16 protein-coding genes are annotated in these 17799 nt (G+C 75.2%); 12 read left to right on the forward strand and 4 right to left on the reverse strand.

Translation table 11 applies throughout. The features are described 5' to 3' along the window. Positions 1-21: 21 nt before the first annotated feature. A complete protein-coding gene (locus tag ACWIX3_RS09865; RefSeq protein WP_448611894.1) occupies positions 22-1593 on the reverse strand; it encodes a long-chain-fatty-acid--CoA ligase in 1572 nt (523 codons plus the stop codon). A gap of 141 nt (positions 1594-1734) precedes the next feature. Here ACWIX3_RS09865 and ACWIX3_RS09870 point away from each other — a divergent pair, with 141 nt between their 5' ends. Genes ACWIX3_RS09870 through ACWIX3_RS09880 form a run of 3 tightly spaced genes read left to right on the forward strand, consistent with a single transcriptional unit; the run spans position 1735 to position 4843 of the window. Further along, positions 1735-2967: an acyl-CoA dehydrogenase family protein gene (locus ACWIX3_RS09870; RefSeq protein ID WP_448611895.1), complete on the forward strand. Its 1233-nt coding sequence runs from the start codon at positions 1735-1737 to the stop codon at positions 2965-2967. Then, positions 2964-3956, forward strand: a complete 993-nt coding sequence (locus ACWIX3_RS09875) for an acyl-CoA dehydrogenase family protein (protein ID WP_448611896.1) — start codon at positions 2964-2966, stop codon at positions 3954-3956. The genes ACWIX3_RS09870 and ACWIX3_RS09875 overlap by 4 nt, the downstream gene beginning before the upstream one ends. Then, a complete protein-coding gene (locus tag ACWIX3_RS09880; RefSeq protein ID WP_448611897.1) occupies positions 3953-4843 on the forward strand; it encodes an enoyl-CoA hydratase-related protein in 891 nt (296 codons plus the stop codon). The genes ACWIX3_RS09875 and ACWIX3_RS09880 overlap by 4 nt, the downstream gene beginning before the upstream one ends. Positions 4844-4873: 30 nt before the next feature. Here the strand turns inward: ACWIX3_RS09880 and ACWIX3_RS09885 are convergent, their stop codons facing one another. Next, entirely contained in the window at positions 4874-5377 is a 504-nt protein-coding gene (locus tag ACWIX3_RS09885) for a MarR family winged helix-turn-helix transcriptional regulator (protein WP_448611898.1), read from the reverse strand. An 88-nt stretch (positions 5378-5465) separates the two neighbouring features. On the opposite strand from ACWIX3_RS09885, the gene ACWIX3_RS09890 reads away from it, so the two are divergent. The 7 genes from ACWIX3_RS09890 (at position 5466) to ACWIX3_RS09920 (ending at position 13213) form a co-directional block, all read left to right on the forward strand. Continuing rightward, positions 5466-6023 (forward strand): YceI family protein, encoded by a 558-nt coding sequence (locus ACWIX3_RS09890; protein WP_448611899.1) that lies wholly within the window; start codon positions 5466-5468, stop codon positions 6021-6023. 203 nt (positions 6024-6226) lie between these two features. After that, positions 6227-7417 (forward strand): FAD-dependent monooxygenase, encoded by a 1191-nt coding sequence (locus ACWIX3_RS09895; RefSeq protein ID WP_448611900.1) that lies wholly within the window; start codon positions 6227-6229, stop codon positions 7415-7417. 47 nt (positions 7418-7464) lie between these two features. Next, positions 7465-7797, forward strand: coding sequence for a hypothetical protein (locus ACWIX3_RS09900; protein ID WP_448611901.1), 333 nt, complete (start codon positions 7465-7467; stop codon positions 7795-7797). 224 nt (positions 7798-8021) lie between these two features. After that, the gene (gene typA / locus ACWIX3_RS09905) at positions 8022-9911 is read left to right on the forward strand and encodes a translational GTPase TypA (protein WP_448611902.1); all 1890 of its coding nucleotides are present in this window, start codon (positions 8022-8024) and stop codon (positions 9909-9911) included. Positions 9912-10217: 306 nt separating this feature from the next. Further along, complete coding sequence (locus ACWIX3_RS09910) at positions 10218-11459, forward strand: aldose epimerase family protein (protein WP_448611903.1); 1242 nt, start codon at positions 10218-10220, stop codon at positions 11457-11459. A gap of 189 nt (positions 11460-11648) precedes the next feature. Beyond that, positions 11649-12149 carry a DUF5994 family protein gene (locus ACWIX3_RS09915; protein ID WP_448611904.1) on the forward strand — a complete coding sequence of 167 codons (501 nt, stop codon included), beginning with the start codon at positions 11649-11651 and terminating at the stop codon, positions 12147-12149. Between the two features lie 80 nt (positions 12150-12229). Next, a complete protein-coding gene (locus ACWIX3_RS09920; RefSeq protein ID WP_448611905.1) occupies positions 12230-13213 on the forward strand; it encodes an NAD-dependent epimerase/dehydratase family protein in 984 nt (327 codons plus the stop codon). Positions 13214-13375: 162 nt separating this feature from the next. Here the strand turns inward: ACWIX3_RS09920 and ACWIX3_RS09925 are convergent, their stop codons facing one another. Together ACWIX3_RS09925 and ACWIX3_RS09930 are read right to left on the reverse strand one after the other, a co-directional pair. Then, entirely contained in the window at positions 13376-14377 is a 1002-nt protein-coding gene (locus ACWIX3_RS09925; protein WP_448611906.1) for a sulfite exporter TauE/SafE family protein, read from the reverse strand. 252 nt (positions 14378-14629) lie between these two features. Further along, the gene (locus ACWIX3_RS09930; RefSeq protein WP_448611907.1) at positions 14630-15175 is read right to left on the reverse strand and encodes a sigma-70 family RNA polymerase sigma factor; all 546 of its coding nucleotides are present in this window, start codon (positions 15173-15175) and stop codon (positions 14630-14632) included. An 87-nt stretch (positions 15176-15262) separates the two neighbouring features. On the opposite strand from ACWIX3_RS09930, the gene ACWIX3_RS09935 reads away from it, so the two are divergent. Continuing rightward, positions 15263-15907, forward strand: a complete 645-nt coding sequence (locus tag ACWIX3_RS09935) for a zf-HC2 domain-containing protein (protein ID WP_448611908.1) — start codon at positions 15263-15265, stop codon at positions 15905-15907. After that, positions 15904-17769 carry a copper resistance CopC/CopD family protein gene (locus ACWIX3_RS09940; protein WP_448611909.1) on the forward strand — a complete coding sequence of 622 codons (1866 nt, stop codon included), beginning with the start codon at positions 15904-15906 and terminating at the stop codon, positions 17767-17769. Before ACWIX3_RS09935 ends, ACWIX3_RS09940 begins: the two co-directional genes overlap by 4 nt. The last annotated feature ends 30 nt before the right edge of the window (positions 17770-17799 follow it).

The raw sequence follows: 17799 nt of genomic DNA on the forward strand, positions 1-17799 counted from the left end.
GGGGATGCCGAGGTGGGGCCGCTAGACGACCGGATCGGCGACCAGCGAGCCGGCCGAGTGCTCCGCCCGCAGCCGGGTCTTGAGCACCTTGCCGCTGGGGTTGCGCGGCAGTGCGCTCACGATCGAGTACTCCCGCGGGTTCTTGTAGCCCGCCAGCCGCTCCCGGCACCAGGCGGTCAGCTCGGCCGGTGTGGGCGGGTCGGCCGCGTCCCGCGGGGCGACGACGGCCAGCGGCGCCTCGCCGTAGCGGGCATCCGGGACGCCGATCAGCGCGACCTCGCCGACCTTCGGGTGCGCGGCCAGCACGTCCTCCACCTCGGCGCAGTACACGTTCTCGCCGCCGGTGATGATCATGTCCTTCTTGCGGTCGACGACGTAGAGGTAACCCTCCTCGTCCTGCCGCACCAGGTCGCCGGAGTGGAACCAGCCGCCGGCGAACGCCTCCGCGGTGGCCTCGGGCTTGCCCCAGTACTCCGCCATCACCATCGGGCTGCGGTACACGATCTCGCCGACCTCCCCCTGCAGGACGTCGGCCATCGCGTCGTCCACCACGCGGACCTCGACGTTGAGCATCGGCGTCCCGATCGAGCCGATCTTGCGCACCGAGTCCTCGCCGCGCAGGAAGCAGGTGACGGGGCTGCACTCGGTCTGCCCGAAGGCGGTGACCACCTCGGCCTGCGGAAAGGCGTCGATCATCGTCCGCAGCAGGGCCGTCGACGCGGGCGCCGCCCCCCAGGAGATGCGCCGCAGCGACGACAGGTCGCGCGAGGCGATGTCGGGGACGGCGACCACGGCCGCCCACATCGCCGGCACCAGGAAGATGCTGCTGACCCGCTCCCGCTCGATGAGGTCCAGGGTCGCGACCGGGTCGAACCCGCCCGAACGCAGGATCACGTGCGTGCCGCCGAGCAGCAGCGACGGCAGGCCTCCGGCCAGCCCGGCGATGTGGAACAGCGGCGCCCCGGGGACGGCCACCCGGTCGGCGGGGTCCCACCCCAGGTGGGTGACCTGGCTGAAGACGTGCATGAGCAGGTTGCGGTGGGTCAGCACGGCGCCCTTGGGTCGACCGGTCGTGCCCGAGGTGTACATGAGGAAGGCGGCGGCGCCCTCGTCCACCTCGACGTCGAGCGGCTCGGTGCCGGCTGCGGCCAGCGCCTCCTCGTAGTCCCCGCCGATGGTGAGCACGGTGCGCACGCCGGGCGCCTGCTCGCGGGCCACGGCCGCCACCTCGGCGAGGGCGGTGTCCACCACGAGGGCCACCGCGCCGCTGTCGGTCAGCACGTAGGCGACCTCGTCGGCGACCAGCCGGAAGTTGACCGGGACGACGATCGCGCCCAGCCGCACGCCGGCGAGGTAGGTCTCCCACACCTCCAGCCCGTTGAGCCCCAGGACGGCGACGCGGTCGCCGGCCCGGACCCCGCGCTCGGCCAGTGCGCGCGCCAGCCGGGTCACCCGCACGTCGAGCTCCGCGTAGCTGCGCCCGGCGCCCTCGAACCGCAGCGCGACGGCGTCCGGCGTCCGCCGCGCCCACCGCGCCAGCTGGTCGCTCGTCGTCATGCCACGGCCCATCAGCCGGGGGATCTCTCCGCTCACCGGTCCTCCTGACCGCCGGACTGGAACGCGCGTCATGCTGGCGGCGGTGGTCGCGCGTGGTCAACAGCCGGTCGCCGTTGACCACTCCGGGTGACGCTGTCACGCTGCGGCCGACCCGCCGGACCGAGGGAGGCGCCACTCGTGGACTTCGACGACACCCCCGAGGAAGCGGAGTACCGGGCCGGTGTCCGCAGGGCGCTCGAGGAGCACGCCGCTGAGCTGCTGCACGTCAGTGCTGGCGAGGAGGCGGTGGACGCCGCCACCGCCGAGGCCGGGCTGCGCCGCACCCAGCGGGTGCTGTACGAGGCCGGCCTGGTGGGGGTCACCTGGCCCCGCGAGCACGGCGGGCAGGGCGGCACGCTGGTGCAGCAGGCCATCGTGCAGCAGGAGCTGGCCCGCGCGAGGGTCCCGACGCTGATCAACCACATCGGCCTGGGCATGTGCGGACCGACGGTCATCGCGCACGGCAGCGACGACCAGCGGTCCCGGTACCTGGCGCGCCTGCTGCGCGCCGACGACGTCTGGTGCCAGCTCTTCAGCGAGCCGGCGTCCGGCTCCGACCTCGCGGCGCTGCGCACCACCGCCGTCCGGGACGGCGACGAGTGGGTCGTCAACGGCCAGAAGGTCTGGACGACGCTGGCGCACGTCGCCGACCGGGGGATCCTGCTCACCCGCACCGACCCGGGGAAGCCCAAGCACGCGGGCCTGACGATGTTCGTCGTCGACATGCACGCCCCGGGGGTGACGGTGCGGCCGCTGCGGCAGATGATCGGCTCCGCCGGGTTCAACGAGGTGTTCTTCGACGACGTCCGGATCCCCGACAGCGAGCGGCTGGGGGAGCCCGGTGAGGGCTGGCGGGTCGCGCTCACCACGTTGATGAACGAGCGGGTGGCCATCGGCGGCGCCGGCAGCGACCTCGGCGTCCCGGTCGAGACGCTCGTCGCGCACGCCCGCCAGCGGCTGCCGCGCCTGGACCCCGAGCGGCAGGTGCTCGCCCGGCAGGCGGTCGGCCGGGCCGTCGTCGCGTCTCTGGCGACCCGCTACACCGGTTACCGCCGCTTCACCGAGCTCAGCCGGGGTGGGCTGCCGGGCCCGGAGGCCAGCGCCGGCAAGCTGGCCGGCACCGCCGCGGCCAAGCTCGTCGCCGACGCCGGCGTCCGGCTGCTCGGGGACGACGCCGTGTACGCCGCCACCGCCGAGGGTGACGAGACCTGGCAGCGCAGCCAGGGCTTCCTGCCCGGCCTGGCCATCGCCGGCGGCACCGACCAGGTGCTGCGCAACATCCTCGGCGAGCGGGTGCTCGGCCTCCCGCCGGAACCGCGCGCCGACAAGGCTGTGCCCTTCTCGAGCCGGCCCGCCGGGGGTGCGCGGTGAACTTCGACCTCGGCCCCGACCAGCGCGACGCCGCCGCCGGCGCGCGCGACTTCTACCGCGGCTCCACCTCCCCGTCCGCCGCCCGGGCGGCGCTCGAGGGCGGCGCCGTCGCGCCGGGCCGCAAGGCGCTGGCCGACATCGGCTTCCTCGGCATCACCGTGCCCGAGTCCGTCGGCGGCGCGGGTGGGTCGCTGCTCGACCTCGCCGTCGTCGCCGAGCAGGGCGGGGCCGTGCTGGCCGGCCCTTCCCTGGTGACCGCCGCCCGCGCCGCGGTGCTGCTGGCCGGGGCTCCCGACCTGGCCGCGCAGCTGGCCGACGGGTCGGCGGCGTTCGCGGTCGTCGACGGGCCGCTCACCGGCTCGTCCCCGGCGATCGACGCCGCCGGGGCGACCTCCTTCCTCGGTCTGGACGACGAAGGCGCGCTCGTCGTCGGCGAGGGCGAGGCCACCGCCGGGGCGCCGCTGGACGCCACCCGGGGGCTGGCCTCGGTGCGGCTGACCTCGCGGCGGGTGCTCGTGGGGGACGCCGCGCAGCTGTGGTCCCGCGCGCGGCAGGTGGCCGCCGTCGTGCTCGCCGCCGAGGACCTCGGTGCCGCCGACGCCGCCGTGCGGATGGCCGTCGGCTACGCGCAGCAGCGCGAGGCGTTCGGCCGGCGGATCGGCTCCTACCAGGCGGTCAAGCACATGCTCGTCGACGCGTGGGTCGGCGTGGACCAGCTGCGCTCGCTGGTGTGGTGGGCCGCCTGGGCCGCCGACGCCGCGCCGGACGAGCTGCCCCTGGCCGCGTCGGCCGCCAAGGCGCACGCCGCCGAGGTGCTGGAGCGGGCCGCCGAGACCTGCATCCAGGTGCACGGCGGCATCGGCTTCACCTGGGAGCACGACGCGCACCTCTACTGGCGGCGGGCGAAGGTCGACCGGCTGCTCCTCGGCGACGCCGCCGAGCACCTCGACGCCGTCGCCCGGCTGGCCGTCGCGGGCGCGCTGGGGTGACCCCCACCCAGCTGCGCTACGCGGTCGCCGACCGCGTGGCGACCATCACCCTGCACCGGCCCGAGCGGCGCAACGCGTTCACGGCCACGATGGCCGACGAGCTCGCCCGCGCCTGCGCGGTCGCCGACGCCGACGAGGCGGTGCGGGTCGTGCTGGTCACCGGGGCGGGGGCGGACTTCTGCGTCGGAGCCGACCTCAGCGGCGGCCGCGACACCTTCGCCGGCGCCCGCACCGACGACCGCCCCGAGGGCCCGCTGACCGAGTCGATCGGCGGCGTCCCGCGCGACCGCGGCGGCGTGGTCTCCTTGGCCTTCGCCGCGCTGCGCAAGCCGGTGATCGCCGCGGTCAACGGCACCGCGGTCGGCATCGGCGCGACGATGACCCTGCCGATGGACGTCCGCATCGCCGCCGAGTCGGCCCGCTTCGGCTTCCCGTTCACCCGCCGCGGGATCGTGCCGGAGGCGGCGTCGGGCTGGTTCCTGCCGCGGGTGGTCGGGATCAGCCAGGCCATGGAGTGGGTGGCGACCGGCCGGGTCTTCGACGCCGCGGAGGCACTGCGCGGCGGCCTGGTCTCCCGCGTCGTCCCCGACGGCGAGCTGCTCCCCGCGGCGCGGGCCCTGGCCGCCGAGATCGTGGAGAACACCTCGGCCGTCGCCGTCGCCGCGGCCCGCGAGCTGCTGTGGTCGATGCTCGGGGCGTCGTCCCCCTGGGACGCGCACCGCCTCGAGTCGCGGGCGCTCACCGAGCTCGGCCCGGGTCCCGACGCCGCCGAGGGCGTGCTGTCGTTCCTGGAGAAGCGGCCGCCCGCCTTCGGCACCCCGCTCGGGGACGGGCCGGCGGTGGGGGGCGTGCCCCGCTGGCCGGCCCCGCCCGACGACGTCACCTGACGCGGCGGGCCGGACGGTCCGGCGGGCCGATCAGCGCGGGCCGAGGTGGCGCAGCAGCGTCTCGCCGATGTCGCGCATCGCCGCCACCTGCTCGGGGGAGAGCTGGTCGAACAGGTGGGTGCGCACGCCCTCGACGTGGACCGGGGCAGCGGCCTCGAGCGCCGCGAACCCGTCGTCGGTGAGGACGGCGAGCTGGCCGCGGCCGTCGTCCGGGCAGACCTGCCGGCGCACCCAGCCGCGTTCCTCCAGCCGCGACACGGCGTGCGACAGCCGGCTGCGCGAGGACAGGCAGCGGTCGGCGAGCTCGCTCATCCGCATCCTCCGGCCCTCGGCCTCCGACAGGGCGACGAGGATCTCGTAGTAGGCGTGCGAGATCCCCGTCGCGTGGGTGAGCTCGCGGTCGAGGCGGTCCTGCAGCAGCTGGCTGCTGTAGAGCCAGGCCCGCCAGGCCTGCTGCTCCTCGGCGTCGAGCCAGCGGGTCCCCCCGGTGTCGGAGCCGGGGTCCCGGGGGGCGAGCGACACGTCGGCGGTCATACCCACGAGGGTACTGGCGGAATAGATGAGCGCTCAACTACAGTTGCCCCCAGCAGCTAGTCCAACGCTCAACCACTTGGAGGCACGCATGACCACCGCCACCCAGATCCCCGGGTACGTCGTCGGCACCTGGGACATCGACGCCAGCCACTCGACGGTCGGCTTCTCCGTCCGTCACATGATGGTCAGCAAGGTCCGCGGCTACTTCACGAAGTTCTCCGGTGAGATCGTCACCGCCGAGGACCCGGCGCGGTCGACCGTGACCGCCACCGTCGACATGGACTCGATCGACACGCGGCAGGAGCAGCGCGACGCGCACATCCGCTCCGCCGACTTCTTCGACGTGGGCAACCACACCCACTTGACCTTCCGCTCGACCGAGGTCCGCACCGACGGCGCCGACTGGACCGTCATCGGTGACCTGACCATCAAGGGCATCACCAAGCCGGTCGAGCTGGCCCTCGAGGTCAACGGCTTCGGCCCCGACGCCTACGGCGGCACCCGCGCCGGCTTCAGCGCCAGGACCGAGATCTCCCGCAAGGAGTACGGCGTCGACATCGACATGCCGATGGACGGCGGCGGCGTCGTCGTCGGCGACAAGATCAGCATCGAGCTCGAGATCGAGGCCGTGCTCCGCACCGCCTGAGCGAGGACCCGCCCTCCTCGCGCTTCGCACGCTGGGGGTGAGGGCGGGAGCCGGTGCGAGGGCCCCGGGCGATCCGCCCGGGGCCCTCGCCGCGTCCAGGGGCCGGGACCGGTCGCGGGAACCCCGGTGCCGTCTCCGGCGTCTGGCAGTTCACACCGTGCGGCGCGGCGGCCGGTCCGGCGTCCCGTGCGGCGGGAGGGGGCATGGCCGTGCGGGTCCTCGTCGTCGGAGCCGGCATCGCCGGGCTGTCGGCCGCCCTGCGGCTGCGCCAGCTGGGCGGGTCCCCGACCGTGGTGGAGGCCGCGCCCGGTCCCCGGGGCGGCGGCTACATGATCGACTTCTTCGGTCCCGGGCTCGACGCGGCCGAGCGGCTGGGGCTGCGGCCCGCGCTGGAGCGCATCCACGCCCCGATCGAGCGCCTGGTGTTCGTCGACGAGTCCGGTCGGTCACGGGTCGCCATCGGCTACCCGGCGCTGCGCCGCCGCGTGTTCGGCGGCCGGCACCACAACTTCCTGCGCGGCGACCTGGAGGCCGAGCTGTACGCCGCGGCACGGGACGCCGGGGTCCGGCCGTCGCACGGTCGCAAGGTGGTCGGCGTCCAGCCGGCCGCGGCGGCGGGGGACCCGGTCGTCGTGCGCTACGCCGACGGCGCCGAGGAGGAGTGGGACGTCGTCCTCGGCGCCGACGGGGTCCACTCGCGCGTGCGCGACGCCCTGCTGCGGCCGGACGAGTGGAGCAGCCGCGACCTCGGTCACGCCGTGTGGACCTGGATCCTGGACCGCAGCCTGCCCGGAGTGCGCCGCGAGGACTTCGTCACGCTCACGACACCGGGACGCATGGTGGCGGCCTACCCCGTGGTCGAGGGCCGCACTGCCGCCTTCTTCGTGCACCGGTCACCCGACGGCGGGGGCGAGCCCGATGCGGAGCTCCCCGCGACGCTGCACCGCCGCTTCGGAGACCTCGGCTGGCTCGTCCCCGAACTGCTCGCGGCCCTCCCGTCAGCCGTGGACCGCTACACCGACCGGACCGTGCAGGTCCGCGCACGGGTGTGGCATCGCGGCCGGGTCGCGCTGCTCGGCGACGCCTGCTGGTGCGTGTCCCTGCTCGCCGGCCAGGGGGCGTCGCTCGCCCTGGCCGGTGGCGCGACGGTGGCCGAGGAACTGGCGACGGCGTCGGTCGTCGCCGACGTCCCCGCCGCACTGGACCGGGCCCACGATCGACTGGGGCCCCTCGTGACGCGGCTCGCCGACACGGGCGCCCGCACGGCGTCCTGGTTCGTGCCCGAGGAGCGGTGGCGGATGACCGTGCGGGACACGTCGCTGCGCGCATCGGCGTGGCCGGTCGTCGGCCCGCTGCTCGGCCGACGGTTCGGCCTCGTCCGCCCGGCCGCATAGCCCTGTGCCTGATCCGGCCGGACCCGGCCGGGGGGAGACTGGACGGCATGACCAGCTCGACCCTGACCCGTGCACGCACCCGCACCCCCTCCGCCCTCCTGGTCGCCGTCGGCCTCGCGGCCGGCTTCGGCGTCGCGCAGGGCACCGGGATCCGCGCCCTCGGCGGCGTGGTCTTCGCCCTCGGCGGGCTCGGCGCGGCCTGGCTGTGGGTGAAGCACCGCGGCTGGGCGGTCGCACTGGGTCTGGGTGCCCTCTACATCGGCGCCTTCGTGCTCGCGCACGTGCTGGCACTCGGCGTCGGGATGGCGTCCTGGCTGGCGGTGGCCCTGGTGACCCTCGTCGCCGCCGGGGTCACCTACGCGGTGGCCGACCGGGCCTGAGCGACGGTCGGCCCCCTGCAGGGCCCCACCGGCCCCGTCCGGAGGCCCACCCCGAGCCTGCGAGGGGTGGAGGGACGGGGTCCTTCGACGAGCGGAGGGGGCCGGGGGTCCTTCCACTAACATGGGAAGGTCGCCGGGCCGGCGGCTGTTGACCCTGGTGTCTGGGCGCTCCGCAGCAGAGACGGATGCGCCGACCCCCTGATCTCCCCGAGGTGCCCTTCCGCATGCCCACCCGCGACGACCTGCGCAACGTGGCGATCATCGCCCACGTCGACCACGGCAAGACGACCCTGGTCGATGCACTCCTCCGCCAGGCGGGCGCCCTCGGGCGCGCCAAGGGGGAGGGGACGGACAACGACTCCACGCAGGACCGCGTCATGGACTCGATGGACCTCGAGCGTGAGCGCGGCATCACCATCCTCGCCAAGAACACCGCCATCCGGCTGGCCGACGAGAACGGCAACCCGGTGACGGTGAACATCGTCGACACCCCCGGCCACGCCGACTTCGGCGGCGAGGTCGAGCGCGGCCTCTCGATGGTGGACGGCGTGGTGCTGCTCGTCGACGCCTCCGAGGGCCCGCTGCCGCAGACCCGCTTCGTGCTGCGCAAGGCGCTGGGCAAGGGGATGCCGGTCATCCTCGTGGTCAACAAGACCGACCGGTCCGACGCCCGCATCGCCGAGGTCGTCGACGAGACCTACGAGCTGTTCATGGAGCTGCTCGAGGACAACGGCATGGACCCCGAGGCCCTCGAGTTCCCGATCGTCTACAGCAACGGCAAGACCGGGCAGGCCTCGCTCACGCGGCCCGCCGACGGCACCAGCCCCGACAGCCCCGACCTCGGCCCGCTGGTCAAGACGCTGCTGGACACCATCCCGGCGCCGACCTACGACGCCGAGGAGCCGCTGCGCGCGCAGGTCACCAACCTCGACGCCTCGCCCTACCTCGGCCGGCTGGCCCTGCTGCGCATCCACTCCGGCACGATGAAGAACGGCCAGCAGGTCGCCTGGTGCAAGACCGACGGCACCATCCAGCGGGTCAAGATCACCGAGCTGCTGGTGACCGAGGGCCTCACCCGGACCCCGGCCGAGAGCGCCGGCCCGGGCGACCTGGTCGCCATCGCCGGCATCGAGGACGTCATGATCGGCGACACCCTCGCCGACCCGAACGACCCGCGCCCGCTGCCGCCGCTGACCGTCGACGAGCCCTCGATCTCGATCACCATCGGGATCAACACCGCGCCGCTGTCCGGCCGGTCGGGCAAGAAGCTCACCGCGCGGCTGATCAAGAACCGCCTCGACCAGGAGCTGGTCGGCAACGTCTCGGTGCGGATGCTGCCCACCGAGCGCCCCGACACCTGGGAGATGCAGGGCCGCGGCGAGCTGGCGCTGGCCATCCTCGTCGAGCAGCTGCGCCGCGAGGAGTTCGAGCTGACCGTCGGCCGCCCGCAGGTGGTCACCAAGGAGATCGACGGCAAGCTGCACGAGCCGGTCGAGCGGGTCACCATCGACACCCCGGGCGAGTACGTCGGCACGCTGACCCAGGCGCTGGCCACCCGGCGGGGGCGGATGGAGAACCTCGTCCACCACGACACCGGCTGGGCGCGGATGGAGTACATCGTCCCCTCCCGCGGCCTGATCGGGTTCCGCACCGAGTTCCTCACCGAGACCCGCGGCACCGGTGTCCTCAACCACAACCTCGAGGGCTACGAGCCGTGGCTGGGCGACATGCGCGCCCGCCCGACCGGCTCGCTGGTCGCCGACCGGCAGGGCGTGGCGACGTCGTACGCGATGTTCTCGCTGCAGGAGCGCGGCTCGATGATGGTCGCCCCGGGCACCGAGGTGTACGAGGGCATGATCGTCGGCGAGAACTCCCGGCCCGACGACATGGACGTCAACATCACCAAGGAGAAGAAGCTCACCAACATGCGGTCCTCGACCGCTGAGGAGCTCGAGCGGCTGGTCCCGCCGCGGATCCTGAACCTGGAGCAGGCGCTGGAGTTCTGCGCCGAGGACGAGTGCGTGGAGGTCACGCCGGCCGCCGTCCGGGTGCGCAAGGTGATCCTCGACCAGAACGAGCGGGGCAAGGCGAAGAACCGCAAGCCCAAGGCCTGACGACAGCCGCGGAAGCACCGCAGCGAGCTCTGCGAGCGAGGAGCGGACTGCGGCGCGGAGCCGGGCCCGTGAGCAAGGCCTGGAAGAGGACCCCGTCCGGTGACCCCGGGCGGGGCCTCTCGCGTTTCGGCAGGTGGGAGGCGCGGGTCCGTTGACACCCCTTCCGGGGCCTCCCTAGCGTCGGGCGGCGTTCAGGGGCCACGCCACGGGGGAGCCGGGCGCACGCCGTCCCACGGGCGGGCTCGGCAGTGGTCCTGCCACCGAGCGACGACGCCGGTGGCCCACCCACGGACACCCGGAGTACCCATGCCCGGACAACCACAGCCCACTCCGCTCCCTCCCTCCGGCCGGCGCGCGCGCCGCCGCGCGCTGGTCGCCGTCCTCGGGGCGGGCCTCCTGGCCGGTGGCCTCGCCTCCCCGGCGGGCGCGACCGAGGATGACACCGGGGACGACGGTGGCGGTCCGAGCACGAGCGTCGAGCCCTTCGGCACCACGCCCGACGGCACCGCGGTCGAGCGCTGGACGCTCGCCAACGGCGACACGACGATGCGGGTGCTGACCTTCGGCGGCGTCATCCAGACCCTGGAGGTGCCCGACGCCGCCGGCGAGGTCGAGAACGTCGTCCTCGGCTTCGCCGATCTGGAGGGGTACTACACCGAGGGCGACCCGTACTTCGGCTCGCTCATCGGCCGCTACGGCAACCGCATCGCCGAGGGCCGGTTCACCCTGGACGGCGAGACGTACCAGTTGCCGCTCAACGACGGGCCCAACACCCTGCACGGCGGGCCCGGCGGCTTCTCCGAGCGGGTCTGGACCGCCACCGACGTCAGCGACGGCGAGGTGGCCGCCCTGCAGCTGGAGCTGGTCAGCGAGGACGGCGACCAGGGCTTCCCCGGCACGCTGACCACGACGGTCACCTACCGCCTGGACGCCGAGTCGCGGCTGACCGTGCACTACGAGGCCACGACCGACGCCCCGACCGTCGTCAACCTGACCCAGCACACCTACTGGAACCTGGCCGGCGAGGGCTCCGGGGACGTCTACGACCACGAGCTCCAGCTCGACGCCAGCGGCTTCACACCGGTCGACGAGACGCTCATCCCGACCGGGGAGATCGCCCCGGTCGAGGGCACGCCGTTCGACTTCCGCGAGCCCACCCCGATCGGGGCGCGCATCCGTGTGGCCGACCAGCAGCTGCTCTACGGGCAGGGTTACGACCACAACTGGGCGCTGGACCGTGAGGACGACGGCGCTCGGGAGGGCTCCGACAGCGAGGACGCACTCGAGCAGGCCGCGGTGCTGCACGACCCGGCCAGCGGCCGGACGCTGACGATCTCCACCACCGAGCCGGGCATCCAGTTCTACTCGGGCAACTTCCTCGACGGCACGCTCGTGGGCACCGGCGGCGGGGTCTACCGGCAGGGCGACGGGCTGGCGCTGGAGACGCAGCACTTCCCGGACTCGCCGAACCAGCCGGACTTCCCCTCCACGGTGCTGCGCCCGGGTGAGGTCTACGACAGCACGACGGTCTTCGAGCTCACCTCCTGAGCTCCCGGCACCCCCGCGGACGCGTAGGTCCGCGGGGGTGCCGTGACCGTTCCATGACCGGACGTGACGGCGAGCCGGGGGACGCCGACCCGCCCACGACACGCTCACCCGGACCGGTCGGCTCGGCTGCCTACGTTCTCCTCGGCGCCGTGTAGGCGGGGCACGGGGATCGACGAGGAGGCGACGCTGATGGGGACCACCCGGCACACGCTGGCGGCCGAGGGGCACCGCGGCGGGATCGACGTCCGGGTGAGCCTGCGCAGCGACGCGGGGTCCGGCGAACAGGCCTTCGACGGCGCCTGGTTCCCGCGCAGCCGCGACCTGGCCGTCGAGCTGCCCGAGCTGGTGGCCGCACTCGACAAGCGGGGCCTGCACATCGAGCGCTTCACCTACCCCCTCGACGCCTGGTCGCCGGCGCCGCGCAAGGTCGTCGTCGGCGGACGGGTGGTCCGCACCGGCGGTTTCCGCAGCATGGACGCCGGTGTGGTCTGCCTGACCTGGGCCGGCGGCATCCGGCGCGCCGACCTGCTCGTCGTCCCGCCGGAGACCGACGTCATCACCGGCGCCCGGGCGCTGCGGTTGTGCACCCGCCGCGGCCTGCCGCGCTCCCCGCAGATGGTGCTGGCCGCCGCCCGCTCCACCCCGCTGCCGCAGGTGCCGGTCGGGTCGCCGTACACCCGGGCCGTCTAGGAGGAGGCCCGACAACGGGCCTGCTGCGCCGAGAGTGAACCGGCTGGACGGCGAGGAGCGGCTGGGCTGGGCTGACGGGCATGCGACTGCTCGTCCTCGGCGGCACCTCCTTCCTCGGCCGGCACGTGGCGACGGCGGCCCTCGACCGCGGCCACGAGGTGGCGACGTTCACCCGCGGCGTCTCCGGTGTCCCACCGGCCGGCGCCCGCGCGCTGCACGGCGACCGTGACGACCCCGCCGCGCTGCCGGCCGCCCTCGACGGCTGGGCGCCCGAGCTCGTCGTCGACACCTCCTGCCAGACCCGTGCGGGCGCGCGCAACGCCGCGGCCGCGCTGGGCGGCGTCCGCGGGTACGCCTTCGTCAGCAGCCTCAACGCCTACGCGACCTGGCCGCCCGGCCCGATCGGTCCCGAGGACGGCGAGCCGACCTGGCAGACCGACGAGGACGAGTACGGCCCGGTCAAGGCGTTCGCCGAGCGGGAGATCGGCGCCGCGGTGCCTGGCCGGTTCCTCACCGCCCGGGCCGGGCTGATCGCCGGCCCGGACGACCGGGTGGACCGGCTGGGCTGGTGGCTCCGGAGGATCGCGCGCGGCGGCCGGGTCGTCGTCCCGGCCGAGGGGTGGGACCAGCCGATCGCCGCCGTCGACGTCCGCGACCTCGCCGGCTGGCTGGTGGAGATGGCCGAGCAGGGGGTCCCCGGCGCGGTCAACGCCACCGGGCCGAGGGGCATGACCACGCTCGGCGGGCTGCTCGAGCTCTGCCGCGAGGCGACCGGCGGCGACGCGGAGTGGGTCCGGGTGCCGGAGGCCGAGCTGCTGACGGCCGGCGTCGAGCCGTGGCTGCACCTGCCGCTCTGGCTGCCGGCCGAGACGGCCCGGACGGCGTGGGACGTCGACACCACCCGGGCGCGCGAGCTCGGCCTGCCCAGCCGGCCGCTGGCGCAGACCGTCGCCGACACCTGGGCCTGGCTGCAGACGGTGGATGAGCTACCGCCCCCGCCGCACGGCCTGCCCCGACCGGGCCTGCCGCCCGAGCTCGAGGCCGCGCTGCTGGCCGGACGCTGAGACGGCGAGGGGCCCGCCCGGCAGCAGCCGGACGGGCCCCTCGTGCGTGCAGCTGTGGCCCCCTGCAGGGCCCGCCGCGAGCCTGGTGACGTCCTGGAACGGCCACCCTCCAGGGGCCCGCGCCGAGCATGCGAGGCGGGGGGAGAGAAGGGTGGTCCTCCTTCAGTCGCGCGGGTCGCTGGGCCGGCCCGCCGTGACGTCGCGCCGCAGGTCCGCGGCGTCGGCTGCGTCGGCCGGGAGCTCGATCTCGTCGTGCGCCCGGGCCGCCTCGGCGGACAGGGCGTCCGCGGACTCCAGCGCGCGGTCCTTGCGGTACTCGCGGAAGGAGTGCACCACTGCCGCCACCCAGATCGCGCAGATGACGGCGTAGACCGCGTACCGGACCGGGTCGGAGGCGTCGATCCAGTCGCTGCGCAGCAGCGTCCGGGTGTTGGTCAGCACGATCATGCCGCCGACCAGCGAGCCGAGCATCCGCGGCGGGACGTGCCGCACCAACCAGGCAGCGAGCGGCGCGGCGACCAGCCCGCCGGCGAGCAGCCCGAGCGCCCACGTGGCGTCGACGCCCTGGGAGCCCAGCGCGACGAGGAAACCCAGACTCGCGGCCACGGCGATGAGGAACTCGGAGGTGTCGATCGAGCCGATGACCTTGCGCGGTTCCATCCGCCCGCTGGCCAGCAGTGCCGGCGTCCCGACCGGACCCCAGCCGCCACCGCCGGTGGCGTCGACGAAGCCGGCCACCAGGCCCAGCGGGCCGAGGAAGCGCTTGCGCACCGGCTTGCCGAGGTGCCGGCGGTCGATGCCGCGGAGGGTGAAGCGCACGAGCAGGTAGGCGCCGAGCGCCAGCAGGATCAGCGACATCACCGGGGCGGCGACCTCGGTCGAGAGGCTGGAGAGGACGTTCGCGCCGATGAAGGCGCCGACCGCACCGGGGACGCCGACCTTGGCGACGACCTTCCAGTCGACGTTGCCGAACTTCCAGTGGGCGAGGCCGGACATCAGGCTGGTGCCGATCTCGGCGAAGTGCACAGTGGCCGACGCTGCGGCCGGGTTGGTGCCGATGGCGAGCAGCAGGGTGGTCGACGTCACGCCATAGGCCATGCCGAGGCTGCCGTCCACGAGCTGCGCACCGAGGCCCACGAGGGCGAGGAGGACGAGGGTCTTCACGGGCTGGTTCTCCGGATCCGGGGAGGTCCGCGGGCGCGCCCAGAGGCGCAGCGCAGCGCGGGAGGAAGAGCGAGAGGGTGCGCGGGGCGCAGGAGGTCAGCAGCCCGGACAGCAGGCGGTGCAGACACGCAGCAGGTCGACGTGGATCCGCCCCACGAGGAGCACCGTCGTCGCCGCCACGGACGCAATGTCTACCAGATCGATGGGTTTATGCCCAAAGCGCGTCCCGGCTGATGGGACGGGCGCTGCGGATCAGGCCCGCGCGGTCGCCGCCTCGTCACCGAGGGCCTCGACCAGGTCGGCCCGGGCCCGCGCCACCCGCGACCGGATGGTGCCCACGGGGCAGCCGGCGACCTCCGCGGCCTCGGCGTAGGGCAGACCCAGCAGCTGGGTGAGCACGAAGGCCTCGCGCCGGTCGGCGGAGAGCCGGGTCAGCAGGTCGGCGACCGCGGCGCCCTCGCCCACCCGGTCGGCGTCGTCCCCGGGGGTGAGGGCCTCGAGCTCGGCGCCCTCGCGGACGAGGGTGAGCCGACGGCGCCGGCGGGACCGGACGGCGTCGGCGCACACGCGCCGGGCGATCGACAGCAGCCAGGTGCGCAGCGACGAGCGCCCCTCGAACCGGTGCAGGGAACCGAAGGCGCGCAGGTAGGTCTCCTGCGTCAGGTCGTCGGCGGACTGCCGGTCGCCGAGCGCCGCGCACAGCCGCCAGACGTCGGACTGGGTGGCGCGCACCAGGGCCGCCGCGGCGAGGGGGTCGCCGTCGACGGCGGCAGCCGCCAGCCGCTCCAGCTCGTCCACGCGTCCCATCCTCCCCGGTGAACCGTCCTCCGGGCTCCACCCGAAAGGAGGGGGAACCAACCGACCCCGGGAGACGACAACCCCATCATGCAGTGCACCCCGTACCGCGAGGCGGTCTCGGCCCGGCTCGACGGCGAGTCGCCCGGCCTGCCCGCCGACGAGCTCGACGCGCACCTGGACGCGTGTCCCGCCTGCGCGGCCTGGGCCCGGCAGGTCGAGCTGGTCACCCGCCGCGCCCGGCTGGCCCCCGCCCCGGCCGTGCCCGACCTCACGGCCACGGTGCTGGCCGCACTGCCCCGCGAGCTGCCGGGCACCGTCGCGGCCGCCCGCGCCCGGCTGGCCACCGCCGCGCTCCGCCTGGCCCTGCTGGCCGTCGGCGTCGCGCAGATGGCCTTCGCCTGGCCCTCCGTCGTCGCCGGCACCGCCGCCATGAGCGCGCCGGCGCACATGGCGCACGAGACCGGTGCCTGGAACCTCGGCATCGCCGCGGCCTTCCTCGCCGTGGCCGCCGCCCCGCGGCTGGCCGCCGGTGCGCTGCCCTTCCTCGGCACGTTCGCCGGGCTGCTGGCCGTGCTCACCGTCGCCGACCTGCGGGCCGGGCACGTGCACGCCGAGCGCGCGGTCACCCACCTGGTGCTGCTCGCCGGCGTGGCGCTGGTCGGCGCCGTCGCCTGGCGCGGACGCCGCCGCCGGACGGTGCCCGCCGTCGGCCGCGAGCGGGTGCCCGCATGACCGAGCTCGCGAGGTCACGAGAGGGCGCAGCACCCGTGGGGAGCGTGGACGACGAGCGCCGGCGAGAAGGACACGCGACCCGCCGCGCGCCCGGGGCGCTCCTGCTCCTGCTGGCCCTGCTCGGGCTGTGGTCCCTGGCCGGGGTGGCGACCGCGCCGCCCGCCGCGGCGCACGCCGAGCTGGTCTCCACCGACCCGGCCGAGGGCGCCCGGCTCCCCGAGGCCCCGGCCCGGGTCACGCTGACCTTCACCGAGGGCGTCTCCCTCGGCGCCGGCTACGCCCGCGTGCTCGACGCCTCCGGCGAGCGGGTCGACGCCGGGGACGCCAGGGTCGAGGGCGACGTCGTGGTCGTCCCGCTGCGGGCGGACCTGCCCGACGACGGCTACCTCGTCACCTACCGCGTGGTCTCGGCCGACTCGCACCCCATCTCCGGCGCCTTCTCCTTCGTGGTGGGCGACGGCGAGCTGGTGTCCGCGGACGCCGTCGCCGGCACGGGGGGCACCGACCCGGTCGTCGCCGCGGCGCTGCCGGCAGCGCGCTGGCTGGGCTTCGCCGGGCTGTCCCTCGCGATCGGCGTACCCGTCCTGCTGCTGGTGGCGTGGCCGGCCGGCTGGGCCTCGGCGCGGCTGCGGCGCATGACCACCGTCGGGCTGGTCGCCGTCGCCGCGGGCGCTGCGCTGTCCCTCCTCCTGCAGGGCCCCTACGCCGCGGGCAGCGGGCTGTCCTCGGTCGCCGACCCGGCCCTGCTGGGCGCCACCGCCGCGTCGGGCAACGGTGCGGCGCACGTGGTGCGGATCGTCCTGGTGGCCGCGCTGGCGGTCGTCCTGCGCACGGTGTGGCGGCGGGGCAGCCCCTCCCTGCCGGACGTGGTCGCCGGGAGCGTCCTCGCCGTCGCGCTCGTCGGCACGGTCGCCGCCGTCGGCCACCCCGTCGCCGGGCCGCTGCCGGGCCTGGCGGTCGCCTCCGCGGCGGTGCACGTCGCGGCGATGGCCGTCTGGCTGGGCGGGCTGGCCGGGCTGCTGGGCGGTGTGCTGCGGGGGGAGGCCCCCGCGGACGACGTCGCCCGGGCGCTGCCGCCGTTCTCCCGGCTGGCCGCCGGCTCGGTCACCGCGCTGGTGGTCACCGGCGTCGTCCAGTCGGTGCGGGAGGTCGGCTCGCCGGCCGCCCTGGTGACGACGACCTACGGCTGGGTGCTGCTGGCCAAGCTGGCCCTGGTCCTCCTGCTGCTCGCCGCGGCCGGCGTCTCCCGGGTGTGGGTGCAGCAGCACCTCGGCGTCCGGCGGCCCCGGTCCGCCCCGCGCCGCCGGGTCACCGCGCACGCCTTCTCCGCGTCCGAGGAGACCGAGCCCGACCCGGTGGTCGCCTCGGCCGCCGGTGCGCGTGCCGAGGTGCTGGCCGCCGCGGCCGCCGCCGAGCGGCCCGCACTGCGCCGCTCGGTGCTCGTCGAGCTCGCGGTCGGCCTCGTCGTGCTGGCGCTGTCGGCCGTGCTCGTCGGCACGCCGCCGGCGCGGGCGGAGGTCGCCCAGCCGGTGGACGTGACCCTGCCGGTGCAGACCGCGGCGGGGGAGGACGGCAGCGTGCAGGTGTCGGTCGACCCGGCCGCCGCCGGGCCGAACACGCTGCACGTGTACCTGCTCGACGAGCGGGGGCAGCTGAGCCAGCCCGTCGACATCCGGGTGACCCTCACCGAGCCGGCGCAGGAGATCGGCCCGATCGACGTCGCCCTCGAGCCCGCCGGTCCCGGCCACTACGTCGGCGACGGCATGACGGTCCCCGGCGCCGGCACCTGGACCCTGGCCGTCACCGTCCGGCTCGACGAGTTCACCGCCGGCACCGCCACCACCACCTTCCCGGTGCGCTGACCCCGGATCCCTGCTCCACCCCGTCCCGAC

Source organism: Geodermatophilus sp. URMC 60 (genome assembly GCF_053502585.1).

Bases quoted from the DNA above. Each gene is read 5' to 3' on its own strand.
- typA (WP_448611902.1), top strand. From the start codon at position 8,022: ATGCCCACCCGCGACGACCTGCGCAACGTGGCGATCATCGCCCACGTC.
- ACWIX3_RS09915 (WP_448611904.1), top strand. From the start codon at position 11,649: ATGGGGACCACCCGGCACACGCTGGCGGCCGAGGGGCACCGCGGCGGG.
- ACWIX3_RS09935 (WP_448611908.1), top strand. From the start codon at position 15,263: ATGCAGTGCACCCCGTACCGCGAGGCGGTCTCGGCCCGGCTCGACGGC.
- ACWIX3_RS09890 (WP_448611899.1), top strand. From the start codon at position 5,466: ATGACCACCGCCACCCAGATCCCCGGGTACGTCGTCGGCACCTGGGAC.
- ACWIX3_RS09940 (WP_448611909.1), top strand. From the start codon at position 15,904: ATGACCGAGCTCGCGAGGTCACGAGAGGGCGCAGCACCCGTGGGGAGC.
- ACWIX3_RS09895 (WP_448611900.1), top strand. From the start codon at position 6,227: ATGGCCGTGCGGGTCCTCGTCGTCGGAGCCGGCATCGCCGGGCTGTCG.
- ACWIX3_RS09910 (WP_448611903.1), top strand. From the start codon at position 10,218: ATGCCCGGACAACCACAGCCCACTCCGCTCCCTCCCTCCGGCCGGCGC.
- ACWIX3_RS09885 (WP_448611898.1), bottom strand. From the start codon at position 5,377: ATGACCGCCGACGTGTCGCTCGCCCCCCGGGACCCCGGCTCCGACACC.
- ACWIX3_RS09920 (WP_448611905.1), top strand. From the start codon at position 12,230: ATGCGACTGCTCGTCCTCGGCGGCACCTCCTTCCTCGGCCGGCACGTG.
- ACWIX3_RS09900 (WP_448611901.1), top strand. From the start codon at position 7,465: ATGACCAGCTCGACCCTGACCCGTGCACGCACCCGCACCCCCTCCGCC.